This window comes from Nocardiopsis suaedae (genome assembly GCF_027706745.1).
GTDB lineage: Bacteria > Actinomycetota > Actinomycetes > Streptosporangiales > Streptosporangiaceae > Nocardiopsis_A > Nocardiopsis_A suaedae.
Map to the genome: position 1 here is coordinate 35,705 of NZ_JAQFWP010000044.1, position 22,558 is coordinate 58,262.

Annotated in this window: 17 protein-coding genes; 3 read left to right on the forward strand and 14 right to left on the reverse strand. The window is 73.1% G+C overall.

Annotated elements, in window-relative coordinates; all coding sequences use genetic code 11:
• From O4U47_RS20855 to O4U47_RS20890, 8 genes are all read right to left on the reverse strand, one after another.
• Positions 1–2,328 (reverse strand): TOMM precursor leader peptide-binding protein, encoded by a 2,328-nt coding sequence (locus O4U47_RS20855; RefSeq protein ID WP_270679600.1) that lies wholly within the window; start codon positions 2,326–2,328, stop codon positions 1–3.
• A gap of 208 nt (positions 2,329–2,536) precedes the next feature.
• Complete coding sequence (locus O4U47_RS20860; RefSeq protein ID WP_270679601.1) at positions 2,537–2,728, reverse strand: hypothetical protein; 192 nt, start codon at positions 2,726–2,728, stop codon at positions 2,537–2,539.
• Positions 2,729–2,960: 232 nt separating this feature from the next.
• Positions 2,961–3,854: an NAD-dependent epimerase/dehydratase family protein gene (locus O4U47_RS20865; RefSeq protein WP_270679602.1), complete on the reverse strand. Its 894-nt coding sequence runs from the start codon at positions 3,852–3,854 to the stop codon at positions 2,961–2,963.
• On the reverse strand, positions 3,851–4,564 hold the full coding sequence (locus tag O4U47_RS20870) for a class I SAM-dependent methyltransferase (protein WP_270679603.1): 714 nt from the start codon (positions 4,562–4,564) through the stop codon (positions 3,851–3,853). Before O4U47_RS20870 ends, O4U47_RS20865 begins: the two co-directional genes overlap by 4 nt.
• Before the next feature lie 182 nt (positions 4,565–4,746).
• Complete coding sequence (locus tag O4U47_RS20875) at positions 4,747–5,880, reverse strand: nucleotide disphospho-sugar-binding domain-containing protein (RefSeq protein WP_270679604.1); 1,134 nt, start codon at positions 5,878–5,880, stop codon at positions 4,747–4,749.
• Entirely contained in the window at positions 5,877–6,605 is a 729-nt protein-coding gene (locus O4U47_RS20880; protein ID WP_270679605.1) for a methyltransferase domain-containing protein, read from the reverse strand. The genes O4U47_RS20875 and O4U47_RS20880 overlap by 4 nt, the downstream gene beginning before the upstream one ends.
• A gap of 41 nt (positions 6,606–6,646) precedes the next feature.
• Positions 6,647–7,762: a DegT/DnrJ/EryC1/StrS family aminotransferase gene (locus tag O4U47_RS20885; RefSeq protein ID WP_270679606.1), complete on the reverse strand. Its 1,116-nt coding sequence runs from the start codon at positions 7,760–7,762 to the stop codon at positions 6,647–6,649.
• Positions 7,763–8,001: 239 nt separating this feature from the next.
• On the reverse strand, positions 8,002–9,588 hold the full coding sequence (locus O4U47_RS20890) for an MFS transporter (RefSeq protein WP_270679607.1): 1,587 nt from the start codon (positions 9,586–9,588) through the stop codon (positions 8,002–8,004).
• 434 nt (positions 9,589–10,022) lie between these two features.
• On the opposite strand from O4U47_RS20890, the gene rfbA reads away from it, so the two are divergent.
• The 3 genes from rfbA (at position 10,023) to O4U47_RS20905 (ending at position 13,878) form a co-directional block, all read left to right on the forward strand.
• Positions 10,023–10,991: a glucose-1-phosphate thymidylyltransferase RfbA gene (rfbA, locus tag O4U47_RS20895; protein WP_270679608.1), complete on the forward strand. Its 969-nt coding sequence runs from the start codon at positions 10,023–10,025 to the stop codon at positions 10,989–10,991.
• A gap of 435 nt (positions 10,992–11,426) precedes the next feature.
• A complete protein-coding gene (gene rfbB / locus O4U47_RS20900) occupies positions 11,427–12,407 on the forward strand; it encodes a dTDP-glucose 4,6-dehydratase (RefSeq protein ID WP_270679609.1) in 981 nt (326 codons plus the stop codon).
• A 28-nt stretch (positions 12,408–12,435) separates the two neighbouring features.
• Positions 12,436–13,878, forward strand: coding sequence for an NDP-hexose 2,3-dehydratase family protein (locus tag O4U47_RS20905; RefSeq protein ID WP_270679610.1), 1,443 nt, complete (start codon positions 12,436–12,438; stop codon positions 13,876–13,878).
• Between the two features lie 59 nt (positions 13,879–13,937).
• On the opposite strand, the gene O4U47_RS20910 is transcribed toward O4U47_RS20905, so the two are convergent.
• The 6 genes from O4U47_RS20910 to O4U47_RS20935 form a co-directional block, all read right to left on the reverse strand.
• Positions 13,938–15,851, reverse strand: a complete 1,914-nt coding sequence (locus O4U47_RS20910; RefSeq protein ID WP_270679611.1) for an anthranilate synthase family protein — start codon at positions 15,849–15,851, stop codon at positions 13,938–13,940.
• Positions 15,848–16,528, reverse strand: coding sequence for an isochorismatase family protein (locus O4U47_RS20915; RefSeq protein ID WP_270679612.1), 681 nt, complete (start codon positions 16,526–16,528; stop codon positions 15,848–15,850). Before O4U47_RS20915 ends, O4U47_RS20910 begins: the two co-directional genes overlap by 4 nt.
• 62 nt (positions 16,529–16,590) lie before the next feature.
• A complete protein-coding gene (locus tag O4U47_RS20920) occupies positions 16,591–17,760 on the reverse strand; it encodes a 3-deoxy-7-phosphoheptulonate synthase (protein ID WP_270679613.1) in 1,170 nt (389 codons plus the stop codon).
• 309 nt (positions 17,761–18,069) lie between these two features.
• On the reverse strand, positions 18,070–19,257 hold the full coding sequence (locus O4U47_RS20925) for an IS701 family transposase (protein ID WP_456299841.1): 1,188 nt from the start codon (positions 19,255–19,257) through the stop codon (positions 18,070–18,072).
• 469 nt (positions 19,258–19,726) lie between these two features.
• Positions 19,727–21,019 (reverse strand): sensor histidine kinase, encoded by a 1,293-nt coding sequence (locus O4U47_RS20930; RefSeq protein WP_270679615.1) that lies wholly within the window; start codon positions 21,017–21,019, stop codon positions 19,727–19,729.
• Positions 21,020–21,236: 217 nt separating this feature from the next.
• Positions 21,237–22,439, reverse strand: coding sequence for a sensor histidine kinase (locus O4U47_RS20935; RefSeq protein WP_270679616.1), 1,203 nt, complete (start codon positions 22,437–22,439; stop codon positions 21,237–21,239).
• Positions 22,440–22,558 lie beyond the last annotated feature (119 nt).

Sequence of the window (22,558 nt, forward strand, 5' to 3'; positions counted from 1 at the left end):
TCACAGGAATATCGGGACCGGATTCAGCTCCTCGTACGGCGTCGGCGCGGCGAGCCTGCCCAGCTCCACCGGGACGTCGAAGAGCCGTCCCGGCGCGAACCGGGACCAGAATCCGCGCAGGCCCGGCACGATCACCTTGGCCACCGGGAGCCCGATGTCCGGCCGGGTCTGGTCGAGCACCAGGGTCTCCAGGCCCGCGGCGGAGAACCGGTCGCGCAGGGCGCGCACGTCCCCGGCGAGGTCGTCGCCGGAGGCGTCGTCGTAGTCGTCGGGCCGCAGCGGGCGCCGCCCGGGGTCGGGCAGCAGGTAGGAGGCGCCGTCGGTGCCGGGCCCGGCGAGCCAGCGGGCCGCGTCGGGGTCGTCCGAGCCCAGCAGGCCCTGCGCGCAGGGGAGCATCTGGCAGGCCTCGGCGACGGCCCGCCGCAGAGCGGTGCGGGCGTCCAGGTGGGCACCGAAGCCGAACATCACGTTCTGCGGCCCCGGGCCGGTGTCGCGGTACACCGCGGCCATCGCGGGCACGCCCAGGTCGGAGGTGACGTCCAGGACCCACAGCCGCCGCCCGGCGTCGGAGAACGCCCCGCGTATCCGGTCCACCCACGGATCGGCGAAGGCGTCCAGGTCCACGCCCGGCTGGCGGGTGCGGTTGTACCACCACAGGGCCACGGCGTCCCGCTCGACCAGTTCCAGGGCGCCCTGGAGGACCGCGTCCTCGAAGCTGGTCCCGGCCGCGTTGCCGTTGGAGTCGGCCACCACGGGGGCCCACCCCGGCTCGTGCGGCGCGCCGAAGTAGAGCAGGGCGGTGGGGAGCAGGGTGGTGCACTCCCGCGTCAGCGACCACACCGGGGTCCAGTCCAGCGGGCTGTGGTCGTCGAAGGGGTCGCACACGTGCTGGAACAGGCCGTGCTCGGCGTTCCAGCGCTCCCGGCCGGGGTACTGCCGCGGGTCGTAGAGCGTGCACGCGTCCGGGTGCACGGCCCGGTCGGCCAGCTCGGCGTAGCTGCCGCGGACCACCTCCTCGTCGCCGTGGTAGGCGCCGCTGTGCCGCTCCAGCGCCTCGCACAGCGCGCTGACCCGGGCGTGCAGGTCGGTGGTGCCCTTGCCGCCGTTCTCCGCCCGGGTGACCACGCGCATCTGTTCGAGGTCGGCCCAGGCGGCGGCCATGTTGGGGCCGCTGCGGTAGATGTGCGCACCCCGGGGGGCGGACGGCTCGGGGCGCAGCTCCTTGACCAGGCCGGTGACCGGGCTGACCAGGTGCCCGTAGGCGTCCATCACCTCCTGGGCGGTGCGCGAGCGGTGCCCGGTGGCGCCGTCGGCGGTCTTGGGGCGGGTGTGCAGCTGCACCGGGCGCCGCGTCCGGGCGCGCACCAGGCCGGGGTCGCCGCAGTACGTGCACTGCGGGCGGGCGCGCAGCTCGTGCCGGCGGGTCTGCAGGGTCAGGCTGTCCAGTGTGCACACCGCGCTCTGGTGCGCGTCGCGGTGGCCCGCGGTCCACTTGGCCGCCTCCAGGGCGATCAGCCCCAGTGCGGCCGAGGACAGCGCGGGGACGGTGGGCGCGGGGCAGGAGATGGGCCCGTTCAGGCGCAGGTCGCGCTGGGCGCGCAGTTCGGCCTGGCGGTGGAAGCGGAGGCGGTGGGCGAGGCAGTGCCAGCAGGCGCCGCCCTGCCCCGGGGTGAAGAAGGGGCCGATCCACACCCGGGCCCCGGCGGGGCGGGCCAGCAGCCAGGGCAGGTTCTGGGCCCGGTGCGCGGCGTCGATCTCGTCCAGTCCGGCGTCCAGGTAGTCGCCGCAGACCACCACCGACAGTGCGGTGCCCTCGGCGGGCGTGTGGCGGGAGCCGGGGAGGTGGGTGAGCGCGTCGGCGGTGTGCAGCCCGGTGGCGGCCAGGGCGTGGAGGGCCGCCGCGGCGTCGGCGCCGCCGACGGCCACCGGCTGGACGGGGGAGGCGGCGACGGTGCGGGCGACGGCGGCCGAATCCAGCCCGGCCGCCGCCCAGTAGGCGGCCTCCGCGGGCGGCTGCGGCGCGGCCGGGGCGACCAGTCCGGCCTCGTGCAGGCGGCCGACGACCCGGTCGACGGTGCCGGGGGCCAGATCGGCGGGCGCGTCCCGCCGGAGCGCCCCGATGTCGCGGGTGCCGTCCAGCAGCGGTGCGAGTGCCTCGACCCCCGCACCGCGCAGGGTGGTCACACCGGCCTCGGAGAACAGGTAGACGCCCTCGCCGGAGACGGTCTCGGCGCGCAGACCGGCCCGGAAGCCCAGCGGCTCCGCGGGGGCGGAGGCGGTGTGGAGGGCAGGGGACGGCGGCGTCTCGGAGGTCGGTTCGGGGTGCATCAGAGGGCCTCCTGGTCCGGCGGGGCGGTCTCATTGTGGACGTCGGTACGGCCGGGCCTGCAGTGTGTTCGTCATGCGGGGGCGTGTGAATTCCTCATGGCGTCAGGCCGCAGAGGGGCGGAGGTGACACACTCCGGGCCGCCCGTAGGACGGGCGGCCCGGAGTGTGCTGCGTTGCGCGGCTCAGCGGCATCGCCGGGCGCCGGTGCTCACGCCGAGGCCGGGGCGGGGGTGGGGGTGCGCTCGGGAGCGGGGGCGGTGGTGCGGCGCGGTGTCGGCAGCCCGCAGCGGCCGCCGGTGGCGGCGGCGACGACGTGGGAGGGCAGGGTCCAGCTGTCGAAGACGTCGATCTGCAGCTCGGTGTCGGTGAGGGCCTGAGCGGACAGGGCGGTGGGGGCCATTGCCGTCTCCTTCGTGATCCGGTTTCCGTATCCGGTCCGTGTCGATCGGAACGAAAGACATTCTCCACAGAAGGGGCGAGCCGGACATAGTGCGCACCTCACGGGTGGGCGCATGGGTTCGTCATGTCGGATCCGTGAACCCCGATCCGTGAACTCCGAGCCGGGCACCGCCGCGGCCACCGCCGGTTCCCCACCGCGATCAGCGGTCCTTCCGCCTCCCCGAACACCTCGCTCAGGGCGTCGCCTCCAGTGAGCGCCAGTAGGCGGTGACCGCTGCGGCCAGTGTGCGGCGGGGGCGCCAGCCGAGGAGGGACCAGGCGCGCGCCGTGTCCACCACGATCCGGTCCTCGGTCCGGGGCGCCCGCTCCTGCACGGGGGGCGGGGACTCGATCACCCGGGCGGGGACGCCGCTCGCCGAGACCAGCAGGTCGACCGGTTCACGGACGGGAACGCTGTGCCCTGAACCGATGTCGACGACCGCACCCGGCGGGTCGCTCCGGGCGGCCGCGCAGACCGCCTCGGCCACGTCGCGGACGTCGACGAAGTCCCTCTGGGCCCTCAGCGGTGCCAGTTCGACGACCGCCTCCCCGCGCTCGCGCTTGGCCTCGGTGAGCGCTCCGGCCACCTTGCCCAGCAGGCTGATCTCCGGGGTGCCCGGACCGATGACATTGGCCACCCGCAGAACCGTCCCCTCGATGCGGCCTTCCGCCGTCGCCAGCAGGATCTCCTGGGTCGCCGCGCGCTTGGCCCTGCCGTACGCCCCGCTCGGAGGAGAACCGTGCTCCAGGACCGAGCCGAGGTGGACCAGGCGGGGTGTGCCCGGGATCAGCGAAAGCGCCTCGACCAGGGTGCGGACCGGTGTCAAGCAGCGGCGCTCCATCTCCGTATCGGACGCCCCCCAGATGCTGCCCACCGCGTTCACGACCGTGTCGGGCCGGATCCGGGCGAGCAGCTCGGCGAGCTCCAGCGGGGAGGCCTCCGCGAGGTCGATGGTGAGGTGGTCGGCCCCGTGCGGCTCGCCGCCGCCGCGGGAGGCCGTGATCACCTCATCTCCTTCTTCGGTGAACTGGGAGCACACATGGCGGCCGACGAATCCGGTGGCGCCGAAGACCAGGACCCGCTTCACCGCCGTACTCCGACGAATAGGCCCCGCGCCGTGTACTCCGCGGACACGTACTCGACGTCGAATCCGGCGCCCGCGAACGCCTGCTCGTAGTCCTCTCGGCGGAACAGCGTGTAGCGGTGCTCCTCGGTGAAGTCGCTGAGGCCGTGCTGCGAATCGGCCACCGCGTAGTGCACGCGCATCACCGCCCGCTCGCCTTCCCGCCGACTGTGCGACATGCGTGAGATCAGTGTGTCACCGGAGCGCACCACGTCCCCGGCCACATGGCCGGGGGTGAAATTCTCCGGGAACCACCAGGGCTCCACCACCGCCACCCCGCCTGGGCGCAGGTGCGCGGCGAACCGTTCCAGGGCCGCCTTCAGATCGGCCGCGGCCCCGGCGTAGGCGATCGAGCAGAAGAGGCAGGTGATGGCGTCGAACGTGCGCCCGAGGTCGAAGGTGCGCATGTCGCCGTGGGTGAGCGGCACCGAGGGGAGGCGCCGGGCCGCGGCCTGAAGCATGGGGCCGGACAGGTCCACCCCTTCGACGCGGTCGAAGTGCGTGCCGAAGTGTTCCAGATGGGCGCCGGTTCCGCAGGCGACGTCGAGGAGAGAGCGCGCCCCGGGCGTGCGGCCGAGGACGGCATCGGTGGCTTCCGCGGCCTCGGCTGCGAAGTCCTTGCCCCGCGCCGTGTGCAGGGTGTCGTAGAGGGGGGCCGATTCACTTCCGTACATGAGAACTCCTTCGGGAGGTCCGGCCCCCGGACGAGGGCAGGACGGCGGGCTGGGCCCCAGGGCGCGCCCGGGGCCCGGCGGCCTGCACGAGACGGCCGCCGGGTCGGACCGGCAACCGGTGCCGGGCCATCGTTGCCGTGGGCGGGGCAGGTCCCTTCCCTGCCGGTGCGGGGCCGGGGCCCTCAGCCGGCCAGCTTCTCCAGCCGCCTGACCGTTTCCGAGGGCGGCGTCATCGATCGGATCTCCGCCGCGGCCTCTGCCGCGCGGACGCGGTAGGACGGTTCCTGCAAGAGCCTGCGGCATGCGTCGCTGGCCGACCGCGCGGTGAGGTCGTCCGGGTGCAGGGCGATCGCGACCCCGGCGGCGTCCATGCGCCGCCCGAGGTCGAACGTGGCGTCCTCCTCGGGGACCACCAGCTGTGGCACCCCCGAGTCCATGGCGGCGAAGGACGTGGTTCCTCCGGCATGGTGGACGAACAGGTCGCACGTGGGGGCGACCACGTCGAGCGGGATCCACCCCACGCGTGACCGCCCGGCGATCGGGGCGACCGCCTCCGCGAGCGCCCCGGGGACGGCCACCAGCACTTCGGCGCCCAACCCGTGCACCGCCTCGATGAGCGGCCGCAGGTAGTCCACATGCTGTTCCGGGGTGGCCCGGCTCCCCGCCGTGACGACCACGCGCGGGCGCGATCCGCGGGTCAGCATCCAGGGCTCGACGCGCCGCTGCGTGTTCCCGGGACGCCAGCGCATGTACTCGGTCTCCGGGGCACCCGCGGGGCGCAGGCTCGGCGGGCAGATCTCGATCGCCAGATCCGGGCCGGGAACGGCGTCCACCCCGAGTCGGGCGAGTTCAGGCGCGAGTTCGGCCGCCGCTCCCTCGTCCACCTCCGACCACTCGCCGATGTCCACGGCCTGGCGTGCGAACGGGACGCCGATGGAGGATGCGAGAAGGGCGGCCGCGTAATCCAGCCGACCGCCGACGATGAGGTCCGGGCGCCAGTAGCAGGTGAGGTCGCGCAGGCCGTCCAGGCATCCCGCCGCCAGGCGGCCGTACCAGCCGCCGGCGAACAGGCGCTGCTCCCGCGCTCCGCGCTCGGGGAACGCGAGCGGCGTACCGTCCCTGCCACGGACCCCGTAGTCCTCCTCGGAGCGCTCCGAGACCGGGACCACGGGCAGTCCCACGGAGGTCACGACGGGGACCATGTCCTCCGTCGAGGTGACGAGGACCTCATGGCCCGCGTTGCGGGCCGCCGTGGCCAGAGGGACGAGGCCGAAGACCGGAGCGGCGCTCCCCCTGCTGACGAAGAGGACCCTCATGCCCGCTCCCCTCTCGGCTCCTCAGGCCGCAGGATCTCGAAGAGCCGGAAGGTGACGCCCTCGCCCGAGAGGAGGCGGGTGGACTCTCCGAGACGGTGCAACCCGACACCCGCCTGGCGCGCCGTCTCCTCGATGCGCCGCTGGTCGCCCAGGCTGTTGAAGGTCACCAGGGCGCGTCCGCCGGGCGTGAGCCGGTCGTGCACCTCACTGAGGTAGCGGCGCAGCGCCGAGTAGCCGCGGTCGAAGATCGCCCACTCCACGTCGCGGGTGAACTCGAAGTCCTCGGGCGCCTCGATCACACTGCAGTTCCAGAACACGAGGTCGAAGCGCTCATCCGGGGCCAGGTCGGAGAAGACGTCGCTGCGCTGCGCCCGGACGCGGTCACCGACCCCGTGGCGGGCCGCGTTGAGGGCGGTGTTGCGCACCGCGGACTCCACGACGTCGGTGGCGGTGACGTGGCCGCATCCGTGCAGGGCGGCCCACACGGCGGTGACCCCGGCCCCACAGCCGATCTCCAGGAACCGGGGCGCGTTCCGGTAGGGGATGGCGGTGGTGTACCACTCCGTCCCGGTGCCCGGACGGGGCCAGAAGACACCGGGAAGCAGGTCCCACTGCCTCCCGAGGAGCTCGAAGGCCTCCGTCCCGTCCGTTTCCCCGCCCAAGCGGGCGGCGAGGTCGAGCCCGGTGCGGTAGCGGTCGTCGAAAGTCGTCTCCGTCTGCTGCATGCGGACCTCTCTCTGTGATGGTGGGGCGGGGCGGGGTGGGTTCACAGCCGGTCGACCACGGTGCGCAGAGCGTCGATCACACGGTCCTGCGCGGAGCGGGGCAGGGAGGGGTACATCGGAAGAGAGAAGATCGTGTCGGCGACCTTTTCGGTGACCGGAAGGTCTCCGGTGGTGTAGCCGTGACGGCCGAACCCCTCCATGGTGTGCACCGGCCAGGGGTAGCTGATGTTCAGCGAGATGCCGTGCTCTTCGAGCGCCTCCATGATCCGGTCGCGCTCGGGGTGGCGGACGACGTAGACGTAGTAGACGTGCTCGTTGCCGGGGGCGGTGCGGGGCAACTCCAGCCCGGTCCCCGCCAGGCCCTCCTCGTAGCGGCGGGCCACCGCGCGCCGCCCGGCGATGTAGGAGTCCAGGCGGGACAGCTTGCCTCGGAGGATCTCGGCGTGGACCTCGTCGAGACGGCTGTTGTGGGCCGGCGTCTCCCACGTGTAGTACCGCCCTGGCCGCATCCCGTAGAAGCGGAGCCGGCGCAGGCCCTCGTCGAGCCGGGTGTCCGAGGTGACCACGGCCCCGCCGTCCCCATAGGCGCCCAGCACCTTGGTCGGGTAAAAGGAGAAGGCCGACGCCTCCCCCATGCTCCCGGCGATCTCGCCGTGATGCCGCGCACCGTGCGCCTGCGCGCAGTCCTCCAGAATCGCCAGCCCGTGCCGACGGGCGATTCGCTTGAGCGGGGCCATCTCCACGCACTGTCCGTACAGGTGCACGGGGAGAAGGACCTTGGTGCGGTCGGTGACCGCTGCGGCCACCTGGTCGGTGTCCATGAGGAAGTCGTCCTCGCGCACGTCCACGAAGACGGGGACGGCGCCGAGGGCGTCGATCGCCACGACCGTGGGGGCGGCGGTGTTGGACACGGTGATGACCTCGTCTCCCGGGCCGACGCCCAGGGCCTGGAGGCCGAGTTTGATCGCGTTCGTTCCGTTGTCCACTCCGACGGCGTGCGCGGCACCGTGGTAGCGAGCGAACTCTTCTTCGAAGCTCCGGACGCCATCGCCCAGGACGAGCACTCCGGATGAGAAGACGCGGTCCACCGCGGCGAGGATCTCCTCGCGTTCTTCGGCGTATTCGGGCAGATAGTCCCATACACGTTGGACGGCCACGGCCGATCCTCTCTGCTCTGGTTCGAAAGAAGGGAAAAGAGGGTTTCCGGAGGTGGAGAGCATCCGTTTCTCCGGAACGCCCACATGGCAGAATGCGGCTTTTCGGAGCAACGGAACAACAGGAAGCCGTAAAGGGTGTCAACTCGACACGGCGCCGCCCATCGGTTCCGGAACGGACGGCGGCCCGGCGCTCGATCAGAGCGCCGGGCCGCCGTCCCCCTCAGGCGGGGGCGCCGTCATCAGTGCTCGGTCGTCGCCCCCGCAGTGCTCTTCGGCTCGGCCGGGGACGCGCTGTCCCCGGCCTGTTCGGCGGAGGCGGGCGCTCCCCGCAGGAAGCCGAGCGCGAGGACGGCGCCGACCGCGAGCAACACGGCTCCGGCGCCTGCGGCGACCTGCAATCCGTCGGAGTAGGCCGCGTGAACCGCCTCCAATAGGGCGGCCCCGGTGGCTCCCGTCGTCTCCTCGGCGATGCGCACACCCGCTCCCACGGTCTCCTGGGCGGCGTCGAGGGACCCTTCGTCCACCCCGGCGGGTGCCGCTTCGGTCAGGCGTACCTGGTAAACGGCCATCGTCGCCGCTCCGAGGAAGGCCATGCCGCTCGCCAGGCCGAATTCCCCGCCGCTCTCGGCGACGCCGGAGGCCATGCCCGAGCGCTCCTCGGGCGCCGAGCTGACGATCAGGTCGGTGATGAGCGCCAGCGTCGGCGTCACTCCGGTGTAGAGCACGGTGAAGCCGATGATGGCCGCCGGAAGGCTCTGCATGGGTGCGGTCACGGCGAGCATGCCGGAACCGACGGCCGCAATGGCCAGGCAGACGCCCACCACCTTCGCCGGGCGGATGCGCGTGACCATTTTGGGCGCGAGCAGTGTGGCGATGATGCCGAGGACGATGGACGGCACGGTCCACAGGCCCGCCTGGAACGGCGACAGCTCCAGCACCGACTGCAGGTACTGCAGGACCAGCAGCTGGCTGCCGGCCATCGCCGCCACCGCGATCACCTGTGTGGTCAGTCCCGCACTGAAGGCGGGCAGACGGAAGAGGCGCAGGTCCATCATCGGGTCGTCCATCCGCAGCTGGCGCCGGCAGAAGACGGCGCCGACCGCCAGGCCGAGGACGGCCCAGCCGATGGGCTCCAGCCCCACGCCCGACAGGGCCAGCTTCTTGACCGCGTACACCAGCGGCAGGACCGAGGCGATGAGGAGCGTGGCGCTGACCATGTCCAGGCGCCCGGGGAGCCGTTCAGAGGACTCCGGCAGCACGAAGGGGCCCACCGCCAGGAGCAGCGCCATGACGGGAACGCCGATCAGGAAGATCGACCCCCACCAGAAGAGCTCCAGCAGTGCCCCGCCGATCAACGGGCCGATCGCCTCACCCGCGGTGAAGCAGGTCATCCACACGGCGATGGCGAAGGTCCGCTGCGCCGAGGTGTGGAACATGTTGGTCAACAGGGCCAGGGTCGACGGCATCAGTGTGGCGCCGGCCACGCCGAGCAGGGCCCGAGCGGCGATCAGCGTCTCGACCGTCGGAGCGAAGGCGGCCAGGACCGACGCGGCGGCGAAGGCCGCGGCGCCGATGAACAACAGGCGCCTGCGGCCGATCCTGTCGCCCAGGCTCCCCATGACCAGGAGGAAGCTCGCGACCATGAATCCGTAGACGTCCAGGATCCAGAGCAGCTGGCTCCCGGTGGGATCGAGGTCGGCGCTGAGTGTGGGGGCCGCCAGGTGCAGCACCGTCAGGTCCATGGACAGGACCACGGTGGGCAGCGCGAGCACCCCCAGCCCGATCCATTCGCGTCGGCCGGCGCGGGCGGGCGTCGTCTTCTCCACTTCTCGTCCCTTTCTGTACGCGGTGTTCGGGTGTCCGCCGACCGGTGGTGGGCGACGCGCGCGGTCTCCGGTGCAGTTCGGCCGTCAACACTGCTCCTCAGGCTCGAGGCACCGTCATTCTGCTCTGAAACGGGGCGGCGGCGGCAGTGCGCACATCACCGAACCGTTTATGAATTCTTCATCGAGGGTCGGCCGTGGGGTGACCGCCTCCCGCCCGCTGTGACGCATCCACCCCCGGGTTCGTGAGGCTCGCACTCCCGCCCGGGAGCCCGGCGGGCGAATAATCCCCGGGGCGACGAGCGTCAAGGGCTCCCTGCCGCTCACGTCGGCGAAGGGGGCCGGGGAAAAGTCGTTCCGCCCGGCGTAGAGCCCGTGTCGGCGGCTGGCGCACGGACGCTGGAAGGAAACCGACCCAGGCCGAATCGGAGGTACCCGTGAAAGGGATGATCCTGGCCGGAGGCAGCGGAACCCGACTCCACCCGATCACGCGCGGAGTCTCCAAACAGATGCTCCCGGTCTACGACAAACCGATGATCTACTACCCGCTCTCGGTGCTGATGCTCAGCGGGATCAGGGAGATTCTGCTCATCTCCACCCCGCAGGACCTGCCGGGCTTCCGGCGGCTCCTGGGCACGGGCGAGGAGCTGGGCCTGTCCCTCGACTACGCGGTGCAGGAGGAGCCCCGAGGCCTGGCCGACGCCTTCCTGATCGGCGCCCGGCACGTCGGCGGCGAGCCCTCCGCCCTGGTGCTCGGGGACAACATCTTCCACGGCCCGGGGCTGTCGGGGCTGCTCCAGCGCAGCGCCCTCGGCGTCGACGGGTGCACGCTGTTCGGCTACCCGGTCTCCGACCCCGAGCGCTACGGCGTCGGCGAGGCCGACGCGGAGGGCCGCCTGCTCTCCCTGGAGGAGAAGCCCGAGCGCCCGCGGTCCAACCGGGCGATCACCGGGCTGTACTTCTACGACGGGCAGGTGGTCGACATCGCCCGGACGCTCACCCCCTCCGCGCGCGGCGAGCTGGAGATCACCGACATCAACCGCACCTATCTGGAACAGGGCCGGGCCCGACTGGTCGACCTGGGCCGCGGCTTCGCCTGGCTCGACACCGGGACGCACGACTCCCTGGTCCAGGCCGGAGAGTTCGTCCAGATCCTGCAACAGCGGCAGGGGGTGAACATCGCCTGCCTGGAGGAGATCGCCCTGCGCATGGGATTCATCGACGCGGTCGAGTGCCACCGGCTGGGCGAGCGCCTGGCCAAGTCGCCCTACGGCCGCTACGTGATGGAGGTCGCCGAGTCGTTCGCCGCGGCGCCGACCCCGGCCTTCACCCTTGAGGCCGAGCTGGCGCCCCCGTTCCAGGACCCCCGGGAGACCCCCGTGATCGAGCGCCCGTCATGGGCGTAGCCGACGCGGACCAGCGGCTCGCCCCGGCCGAGAACGACCGGCAGGGGGGCATCGTGAAGGCGGGGGCACCGATCCGGTAGTGCTCCGGTCCTCCGTCGCCGTATGAATTCCTCACGGGCGAGAGGGGCCCCTCGTAGGGCGGGGCGGGGCGTCGAGATCCCCGTTCCAAGGCATTCTCGGCCGCCGTGCGGACGCTCTTCGAACGGCGATGGGCGTGTTCGCCGTGAACGGGCCCGTGAATTCGTCATGGGATGCCGTCCGAGATCGGGCGTGGAATCGGATCCAGAGGTGCGGATGTGACACACCGGCCGGAAGCGGCTGTCCCGAAATGATTCCCGGACGCGAAGGTCGGAGGTGAACTCGCGGCCCCGGGAACCGGGCCGCGTCGCTTCCGTGCCCGGCCGCGGCCGGGCACGGGAAAGGAAGGTGCCGACAATGAGGATCCTTGTGACCGGAGGCGCGGGGTTCATCGGTTCGCAGTACGTCCGGACGCTGCTCGAGGACGGCTACCCGGGGTACGAGGGCGCCGAGGTCACCGTGCTGGACCTGCTCACCTACGCGGGCAACACGGCCAACCTGCCGATGGACCACCCCCGTCTGACCTTCGTCCGCGGCGACGTGGGCGACGCCGCCCTGCTGGACGGTCTGCTGCCCGGCCACGGGGCCGTGGTCCACTTCGCCGCCGAGAGCCACGTCGACCGCTCGATCGCCGGCGCGGGCGCGTTCGCCCGCACCAACATGCTGGGCACGCAGGCGCTGATGGAGGCCGCGCTCAAGGCGGGCACCGGGCGCGTGGTGCACGTGTCGACCGACGAGGTGTACGGATCCATCGACGAAGGGTCCTGGGACGAGGCCGAGCCGGTCGACCCCAACTCGCCCTACTCGGCCTCCAAGGCCGGGTCGGACATCATGGCCCTGGCCTACCACCGCACCCACGGCCTGGACGTGTCCGTCACCCGCTGCACCAACAACTACGGGCCCAACCAGCACCCGGAGAAGCTCATCCCCCGGTTCATCACCAACCTGTTGGAAGGGCAGAAGGTGCCCCTGTACGGGGACGGCGGCAACGTCCGCGAGTGGCTCCACGTCGAGGACCACTGCCGGGCCGTGCACCAGGTGCTCACCCGCGGCCGCGCGGGCCGGGTCTACAACGTCGGCGGCGGTGAGGACCGCACCAACCTGGAGATCACCGAGCTGCTGCTGGAGCTGTGCGGCGCGGACGCGTCGGCAGTGGAACGGGTCGAAGACCGCGCTGGCCACGACCGCCGCTACTCGGTGGACGACACCCGGATCCGCGAGGAGCTCGGCTACGCCCCGCTCGTCCCCTTCGAGCGCGGGCTGGCCCGCACCGTCGCCTGGTACGCCGACAACCCCGCCTGGTGGAAGCCGCTGCGCCGGACCGGTGTGCGCACCTGAGCCGCCGCGGCGGCGAGAGGAGGAGCCGATGAACCCGCGTACGGCGCCGACACAGGTCGGCGCCCTCCCCGACGCCCGAGGGCTCGGTCCCGCCCTGCGATGGAGGAAGGAGGCCGCCGTCGGCGCACGCCTGCGCCGCTCGGTGGAGGTGTACTCGGCCCCGCCGCCGCTCTCCGGTCCGGACGGCGTCGCCGACTGGGTGGCCGAGCGCCGCGCGGCGGGCGGCTTCCGCGTCGACCGGGTGCCCTTCGCCGACCTCGACGGCTGGGGCTTCGACCGGCGCACCGGCGACCTGGCCCACCGCAGCGGCCGCTTCTTCACCGTGTCGGGGCTGCACGTGCGGGTCGAGGGCGGTGTTCCGGTGCCCGAATGGCACCAGCCGATCATCGACCAGAACGAGGTCGGCGTCTTGGGCATCCTCGTCCAGGAGATCGACGGCCTGCCGCACATGCTGATGCAGGCCAAGATGGAGCCCGGCAACGCCAACACCGTCCAGCTCTCGCCGACCGTCCAGGCGACCCGGAGCAATTACACCCGGGCGCACGGCGGCCGGGCGGTGCGCTATATCGAGTACTTCACCGAGCCCGGCCGCGCCCGGGTGCTGGCCGACGCGCTGCAGTCCGAGCACGGCTCGTGGTTCCTGCGCAAGAGCAACCGGAACATGATCGTCGAGGTGCCACCGGACGCGGACGTGCCGGTGCACGAGGACTTCCGCTGGGTCAGCATGGGGGCACTCGGAGAGCTGCTGCGCCACGACGACCTGGTCAACATGGACGCCCGCACGGTGCTGGCGTGCGCCCCCGTCGCCGAGGAGGAGCCGCAGGCGCTGCACCCCGACCCCGAACTGCTGTCCTGGTTCACCGGAGAGCGCTCCCGCTACCGGGTGCGGGCCGAGACCGTCCCGCTGGCCGGCATCCCCGACTGGGTGCGCGAGCCGGACCGCGTCCGCCACCGGGAGGGGCGGTACTTCGACGTGGTCGGGGTGCGGGTGCGGGCGGGCACGCGCGAGGTCGGCGGCTGGACCCAGCCGCTGATCGAGCCGTGCGGGACGGGCGTGACCGCCTTTCTCACCCGCAGGATCGGCGGCGTGCCGCACGTCCTGGTGAACGCCCGGGTGGAGGGCGGCTTCCTGGACACGGTGGAGCTGGGCCCCACCGTCCAGTGCACCCCGCGCAACCATGCCCACCTGCCCTCGGCGGATCGCCCGCCCTTCCTCGCGGCGGTGCTGGGGTCTCCCCCTGAGCGGATCCGCTACGAGGCCGTCCATTCCGAGGAGGGCGGACGCTTCCTGAACGCGCGGAGCCGCTACATGGTGGTCGACGCCGAAGGGCTGACGCCCCTGGCGCCGCCGCCCGGGTTCGTGTGGGCCACCCCCGGCCAGCTGAACGCGCTGGTCCGGCACGGCCACTACGTCAACGTCCAGGCGCGCACGCTGCTCGCCTGCATCAACACCGGCGCCGTGCGGCTGTGACGCGCGGTGCCGGTCCGGGCGGGGCGGCGGTCTTCCGGCGGGGCCGCCGCCCCGTCGCCTCAGACCGGCACGGCGTCCGGCCGGAGGACTCCGGACAGGGTCCGGGCCAGGATGCCCACGCCGTCCCGGGTCAGCAGCGATTCGGGGTGGAACTGCATTGAGGCGAAGCCGGGCCCCCGCAGGGCGTGCACCTCCCCGGTCCGTGCGTCGCGGGCGGCCTGGACCGGGCTGGGGAGGTCTCCGGCGGGGACGAACACCGGTTCGGCGCAGCGTGCGGCGAAGGTGTTGTAGAAGCCGACCCGCTCGTGGCGGCCGAACAGGTCGACGGTGTGCTGGGCGCCCTGGTTGGGCGTGTCCCGGCGCATCACCTCCAGGCCCAGCTCCAGGCAGAGCGCCTGGTGGCTCAGACAGACCGCCAGGAACGGCGCCCGGGCGGCCAGCAGCGCGCGCACGGCCCTGCGCACCCCCGCGATCTTGGGGTGCACGGTGTCCCGCGGGTCACCCGGACCGGGGCCCATGACCACCAGCCCGCGCCCGTCCAGCCGGAACGGCTCGTCGTAGCGGCGCACCTCCACGTGTGGGCCCAGGGCGCGCAGCTGGTGGGCGAGCATCGCGGTGAAGGTGTCCTCGGCGTCCACGACCAGCACGCCCAGCCCCGCCAGCTCCGGGACGGCCGCCCGCCCCGAGCGCCCCAGCCAGAATCCGGAGACCTGCTCGTTGCGCCGGGCCAGGGCCGAACGGACCTCGCTGTGGTCGGCCAGCCCCCGGGTGCGGTCGGCCTCCAGCGCGGCGAGCACCCCGGCCGCCTTGGCCCGGGTCTCCTGGACCTCGGCCTGCGGGTCGGAGTGGCGCACCAGGGTCGCACCCACCCCCAGGCGCAGGCCGCCCTCGGGCGAGATCTCCGCCGTGCGGATCAGGATGGCCGAGTCCACGGCGCGCCCGCCGCCGGAATCCCGCCCGATCAGCGCCACCGCGCCGCTGTAGTGGCCGCGCCCCTCGGGCTCGTGGCGGGCCACCACCCGGCAGGCGCTCTCCAACGGGCTGCCGGTGACCGTCGGGGCGAACATGGTCTCGAGCAGGATCTCGCGCGGGTCCCGGGAGCTCTCCCCTTCGATGTGGTACTCGGTGTGCGCGAGGCGGGCCATCTCCTTGAGGCGCGGACCGATGACCCGGGGCACCGAGTCGCAGATCCGGGCCATCATCTTGAGCTCCTCGTCCACCACCATGTAGAGCTCGTCGGCCTCCTTGCGGTCGGCGAGGAAGGCCTTGACCCCCTCCAGCGCCGGCCCTGAGGAGGGGTATCGGTAGGTGCCGCTGATCGGGTTCATCACCGCGGTGCCCCGGTCCAGGCTGACGTGCCGCTCGGGGGAGGCGCCGACGAACGTGCCGTACGGGGTGTGCACCACGAAGGTCCAGTAGGCGCCGGACTCCTGGCTGAGCAGTCGGCGGAACAGGGTCAGCGCGCTCGCGGCGGAGAACCCCTCGACGGTCGCGGTGAAGGAGCGCTTCAGCACGAAGTTCGCGCCCTCGCCGTTGCCGATCTCGCCGTCGATGATCCGGCGGGCGGTGGCGGCGTAGGCGGCGTCGTCCACGTCGAACCCGCCGTCGGACAGCGTGATGCCGGTGTCGGGGACGCGGGCGCGGAATCCGGCCAGCGGCACCCGTCCCTGGTCCTCGACGCGCAGCGTGATCAGCGGGGCGCCGTCGTCGGCGCAGTCGAATCCGCGCTCGCGGATCTGCCGGTAGGGGACCAGGGCGAGCAGCTCGTGCCGCGCCGGGGTGGTGCCCTCCCCGGCGTCCCGGGCGGGTGCGGGGTCCAGTGGCAGGTCGGCCAGGGACGCGGTGGTGGAGGCCGGTCCGGCCAGCACCTCGACCGCGTCCGGACCGGCGGCCGACTCGGGCCGGTACAGCAGGGCGAAGGAGGACCTCCGGTCGGCCAGCACCTCCTCCAACAGGGTGCTTCCGGTGTTCATGCCACCGCCTCCTCGCGGGGGGCCGGTGCGTCGGCGGCCCCCTCCAGCGCTCCGGCCAGCGTCCCGGTCAGTGCGACCACCCCGCAGCGCCGGGCGGTGTAGTCCAGGGCCAGCCGGTGGAACCCGGGGGAGAAGTCGGCGACGGCGTCGGCGGCCAGGAACGTCCGGATGTCGTTGGTGAACGCGTCCACGGCGGTCATCAGCACGCCGACGTGGGCGTAGACCCCGGCGACGATGATCTGATCGCGGCCGGAGGCGCGCAGGCGCTCCAGCAGGCCGGTGTGGTGGAAGGCGCTGTAGCGCCACTTGCTCAGCGTCCAGTCGCCGGGCTCCGGTGCCAGCTCGGGCACCACCTCCCGGTCTTCGAGGGACATGGTCATCCCCGGTCCCCAGAAGTCCTTGAGCAGGCCGCGCTGTTCGGCGGACATGCCGCCGGGCTGCGCCGTGTAGGCGATGGGCACCCCCAGCGCGGCGCAGGCGCGGCGCAGCCGGGCGCAGTTGCCGATCAGGTCGTCGCGGAGCGCGCCGGCCTCGTCGAAGGGGCGCAGGAAGAAGCGCTGCATGTCGTGCAGGAGCAGGACCGCGCGGTCGGGGTCGGGCGTCCAGTCGGCGGTGTTCACCGGGAGGTCGTCCTCGTCGGGCATGGGGTAGGCGGAGATGGGCGGGATCGCGGGCATGGTCGTCCTCCGTCGAGGGGCGTGCAGGGGGGTGTGCCGGGCGGCGGGGTGCGGGGCCGTGCTCAGGCCGACCATGCCGAGGCCACCTCCGCCGCCTGCACCGGGTTGAGCCTCGGATCGCAGAAACTGGTGTACTTGCCGACCACCTCGTGCTCGTCGCCCTGGTCGCGCACGCACTCGGTGACCTGCTCGGGGGTCGCCTCCAGGTGCAGCCCTCCGGCCACGCCTCCGGCCCTGCGCACCGCCTCCTGGAATTCGCCGGTCTCGCGGACCATCGCCTCGACGTGCCGGGTCTTCAGCCCGCAGGAGGTGGTGACGGTGTTGCCGTGCATCGGGTCGCACAGCCACACCACGGGGTGCCCCGCCGCGCGGACCGCGGCCGCCAGGCCGCCGAGCCGCTCGGCGGCGGTACCGGCGCCCATCCTGGCGACCAGGGTGAGCCGTCCCGGCTCGCGGCCGGGGTCCAGCCGGGCGCACAGCTCCACCAGCTCGGCGGCGTCGATGGACGGGCCGATCTTGCAGGCGACGGGGTTGGACACCTCCGCCAGCATCGCCGTGTGCGCACCGTCCGGGTCGCGGGTGCGGTCGCCGATCCAGGGCCAGTGCGTCGAGGTGAGCAGGCGGCGGCCGTCGTCGGCGGTGCGGATCTGCGGCAGCTCGTAGTCGAGCAGCAGCGCCTCGTGGGCGGTCCACACGGAGGGGGAGCCCTGCGCGCCTGAGCCCAGCCACCCCATGTGGCCCAGCACCGAGCGGGCCGAGGTGTAGGCGGTCAGCAGGCGGGAGGGGGAGGGCATCCGCGCGGAGGGATCGGGCTCGGGCCCGTTGACCATGTGCCCGCGGTAGGCGGGCACCTCGACGCCGCCGCAGACCTCTGTCGGCCGGGAACGGGGCTTGGCGGACTGTCCGGCGATGCGCGCCGCGCGCACCACCGGGCGCCGCGCGGCGATCTGCAGGGCCCCGGCGGTCAGCTCTACCAGGCCGGTCTTGGCGGCGACGTCGGAGGCGGTGCAGTCCGACGGGTCCTCGGCACAGTCCCCGGCGATCACGGCGAGGAGGCGCCCCTCGGCCACGTCGGCCAGCGTACGGCGCAGGCGGTCGGTGTCGCTCGCACGCACCAGCGGCGGTCGGGCGCCCAGGGCACGGCGGACCGTTGGCAGATAGGGGTCCTGTGCCCAGTCGGGTTGCTGGAGGACGGTCCGGGAGTCGATTGCGAGCAGGGCGGGTTCGTCCACGACGGACTCCTCAACGGGTGATGGAGTGGGCGGCGGCCCGGGGCCCAGAAGGGACCGGGGCGTTCCGCCCGCCGCACGGCTGAGTGCGGGGCTCATCATGCGCGAGCTGTGCGAAGGGTCGCCAAAGGCCGTCAGGGACTTCGTCAAGTACGTGACACGCACGGCTGCATGTCGCCCAGGTGTGGCGGACGGGGGCCGATGGCCGGTCGGGTGCGGTGCCCCGCGGGCGCCCGGGTGTCGCGTCCCGGGCAAGGCGCGCCCGTCAGGGCCTTGGCCCCTTCTCTCCAGGTGTCTCCAGGGTGATCGCGGTCAGCGGGAGAGCATCGCCACCGCGTGCGCCGCGGAGGCCAGGGTGGCGTGGCGGTGCCATCCGGCGTAGGAGCGCCCGGTGTAGTCCCGGAGTCCCACACTCGTGCCGATGGAGTCCTGGACGTGGTCGGTCATGCGGAGCAGGCCGCCGTAGGCGGGGATCGCCACCGTGCTCTGCGGATAGGGCAGGGTCGACAGCCATACCTCTCGTGGCCAGAAGCGGTTCGCCGGTCCGATCCCCACCAGAACGAGTCCCGCCCCCGCGCGGGACCGGTCCGCCAGGCCGACGCGGACCGCGGCCGCCATGTCCGGCCGCCCCGCGAGAGGGCGGCGCGGAGCGCGCGGCCGGGTGCCCGGTCCGCCGCCGGTGCCGCGCACCGGGCGGCGCAGGTCCTGCGCGGCGCGCAGGACCTCCTCGGCGTGCAGCACCCGTCCGTTGTGGCCGACCAGTGCCGGGTCGGCCACCTGGAGGCGGACGTCGCCGGTGATCCGGGCGACCGGGTGCAGCCTCGCCGCGCGCAGTCGGCGGACCGCCGGAGCCACCGCCTCCCCCTCCAGGTCGAGTACGAGCGGACGGGGCGGCAGCCCCCAGTCGGTGAGCACCTCCAGGCCGGCGTCGACGCCGTCGGCGGCGGTGCCGGGCGCCTCGTCGGAGGCGGGCAGGTGGAGGCTCCAGTGGACGGGGACGGCGGTGGACTCGGAGGCGGCCCACACACCCATCGCCATCTGGGCGCTCACCGGGTAGTCCTTGCCGCCGTAGCGGCCCACGCCCACCGAGTGGCGCCCGGTCTTGGGGATGAGCAGGGGGCGCACCACCCAGGCGCGCGGGGGCGCGGTGCGGACCAGGTACTCGGCCAGCGCCCTGCGCACCGGCACCCAGTCCCAGGTGGAGCTGGAGACGAAATGGTGCAGGCTCTGCCCGGTCCCGATGCCCCCGAGCAGGGCCGCCATGTTGCGGATGGACTTGCGCCCCGGCGTGGTCAGCAGGCCGCGGAGATAGTCGGAGCCCCTGCGCCGCTGGTCGGTGCGGCGCAGGGAGGCGAACAGCTCCTCGGACAGCTCTTCGAGGATCTTCTCGCTCCCCGCCGCGCCGGGCGGGGCGGGGAGCGCTCCGGGCAGGCGCGGGGTGTCCCGTGCCTTGACGGCGGGCGCCGGACCCCCGGGGGCCGGCGCGCCGAATCCCTTCACCGCTTGCTTTTCCGTGGTATCACTCATTCTGCCCCTCCGGAGGGATCGGTCAGGCGAGAGAACAGCGCCCGGGGTCACGGGGAGCCGATTCGGGATCAGAGGATTGGAGATACCGAAATAGAGTACGCGCGCAATGTGCCCTTCCTCGTCGGTCGCCCGGGCGTGCTTCGCCTCGTCGCCGCGAAAGGGGGCCGCGGAGGGGTGCGGGGCGCGCCGATTGGGCAGGGAATGACGGCAGTCTTTCCTGGTGTTGTGGCAATGCTATTTTCCGGCCCTGTTCGGAGCAATATGCGGAAAGCATCGATGGTATTGTTCGAATCCATTGCGTTCCCGGCCCTTCCGTCACCGCTTCCCCTGTGAGGGGGTCATGGAGGGGGCGGGCGGGTCACCGCTTCCCGATGCGCGAGGCCGCCGTCGGCACCGCCAGGATCATCGCCGCTTCGGCGAAGGGATGCGCGAGCGGTTCAGGTCAGGAGGGGCTCGTCCCTGTCTGCTGGGCCTCCGTCGGCTCCGGGGCGTTCCCTGCCGGACGGAGGGGCCACGCGGCGGCGACCGCCGGTCGGGCGCCGCCGGTGTCGCCGTGGCGGTGCTTGGGCAGGTCGACGGTGACATGGAACCGGCCGTCGCAGCCGATCCCGCTGACCAGGGTGCCGCCGAGGGCCGCGGCGCGGTCCGCCAGGTTGTCCAGGCCGCCCGAGCGCTCCCCCGACCCGGAGGAGCGCTCGGGGCGGACCCCGTCGTTGGTGAACGCGGCGCGGACCCGGTCGCCCTCCTCCCGGATGGTGATCTCGCAGTTCTCCGCCCGGCTGTGGCGCAGCAGGTTGGTGGCGCTCTCCCGCAGCACCGTGGCGACCACCGTGCCCACCTGGGTGGGCAGTTCGCCGTGGCCGACCTCCATCCGCACGTTCACTCCCGCGGTCGTCAGCACCGAGCGCACCGACGTGCACTCCTCCTCCAGGGACAGGTCCCGGTAGCCGTGGGCGACGGCGCGCACGTCGGTCAGCGCCTGGCGTCCGGTGTCCAGCAGCTCGGACAGCTCGTCCTGGGCCTGCTCGGGCCGGAGGGGGAGGAGCCGGTGCGCCAGCTCGGCCTTGAGGGTGACCGCCGAGAGGCTGTAGCCGAGCAGGTCGTGCAGATCGCGGGCGAACCGCAGCCGCTCGCGGACCACCGCCGCCTCGGCGAGCTCGGTCCGCGCCTCGTGCAGGTCGACCACCATCTTCCTGAACCGGGTGAGGCCGTAGATGATCAGCCCGGTCACCACCACCTGGATGGTCATGAACAGCGGCCCGGCGGGGACGCTCGCCGGAAGCGGGTTGAACCAGGCGTGCACCGCGGCCACGCTCGCCGCGGTCGCGGTGAAGGCGGTCCATCCGGCGCGGGGTCCCAGGACCAGCAGGGTGCTGCCGGCCAGGTACCCCGAGATGCCCATCCACGCGTCCTGGAAGACCGGCGGCGGCGCGAAGACCAGGACCGCCTGCGCGGCCAGGCAGGCGCGGGAGGCGGTGCGCCGGTCCGCCCGGCCGTACCACAGGCACACCAGCAGCTGCAGGACGAGCAGAACGGGCAGCACCGCGAACGCGGCGGCGCGGTGGGCCGGGTCGGTGAACGGGTGGACGTAGGTGATCTGCAGGTTGCTCAGGAAGAAGGCGGCCACGGCCGTGATGGAGACGGCCCAGGCGAAGGTCGGCGCCATGCCGTGGGGCGCGGAGGAGGGGCCGAGGACGGCGGAGGCGGTGGTGGACGCGTTCGGTCCCGTCGTCACGGCGTCGTTCCCTCTCGCAGGCGGCGGGCGGTCGACACGGTCGGCCGACCGGGGGCGATGGTGCGGCGGAACGCGCCGAGTGGGAACGCGTCCGTGACCGGCCCACGCTCAAACTAACCCGCGCCGGGCACGCCGGAGAAGCGGGGGAGGGGGCCCAGACCCCGCGGCCGCGGGCGGGCGCGGCGGCACCGGAACGGCGGAGCCCGTGCCTGTCTGTCTACGCGAGGTGTCGGCGGGACGGTCGCCGGACGGACCGGGCGCCGGTCTCCGGCCGGTGAGGACCGGCTCTGAGGGGCTCCAGGGGCAGCTCCAGCGCCAGGCGGAAGCGTTCGCCTCCGAGGAACTCCGCGGTGAGTGATCCGCCGAGGGCGCGGGCGCGTCCGGCGAGGTCGCCCAGGGCCCGCGTGTACCGCGCCGCCCCCTCGTCCCCGGGCGCGCCGTCGTTGACGATCTCGGCGGTGATCCGCTCCGGCCCCTGCACGAGCGCGATCGTGCAGGACTCGGCCCGGCTGTGGCGGAGCAGGTTGGTGGCGCCCTCGCGCACCAGGGCGGCCACCACGGTGCCGACCCGCGGGGGCAGGTCCCCGTACTCGGCGCGCAGCCGCAGGTCGACGCCGGCCGCGGTGAGCACCGACCGCACCGAGCGGCACTCGTCGTCCAGGGACAGGTCGCGGTACCCGTGGGCGACCGAGCGGGCGTCGGACAGGGCTTGGCGCCCGGTCGCCAGGACGTCCTCGACCTCCTGCTGGGCCTGGGCCGGACGGGTCGGGGCCATCCGGTGCGCGAGCTCGGCCTTGAGGATGATCGAGGACAGGCTGTAGCCGAGCACGTCGTGCAGGTCGCGGGCGAAGCGGAGGCGCTCCCGGGCGACCGCGGCGCCCGCCAGCCGCTGCTGGGCCGCGCGCATCCGCTCCATGACCACGCGCAGGTAGGACAGCCCGTACACGGCCAGCCCGAAGACCGTGAAGGTCGCCGCGGCATAGCCCAGGACCGTCCAGTCGGAGGTGTAGGCGGTGTGGATGGCGACGTCGGTGGCCAGGACCGCCGCGAAGCAGGACCACCCGTAGAGCGGGGGGAGCACCAGGGGGGCGCTGCCCGCGAAGAAGATCGGCATCGACGCCCACCCCATCTCGAAGTAGGGGATGGGCGCGTAGGCGAGGACGGCCTGTGCGGCCAGGATGCTCCGGGCCAGGGACAGGTGGTCGGCGTCCCCGGCGAGGCGGAACTGCGCCATCTGGAGCAGGAACAGCGCGGTCATCCCGGCGGCGGCCGCCGCCGTAGCCCAGGGGCCGTGCCCCTGGTCGAGGACGATGGAGAACGACATCAGGCAGATGCCGGTGAACACGACGGCGGTGACGCCCCAGGCCAGCCGGGGCGCGATGGACTCGCCGGACTCGGCCGCGGTGTCGCTCCGCTCCACCGTCCCCTCCTCCGATCCCCCGCACGGCCCACAGCCCCGGGGTGGACTGGGCCTCCCCGAGCAAACTAGTGTCCTGAGTCGTTAGTTCGTTGGCGGCTGTAGGGTGGGGTGATGCCTGG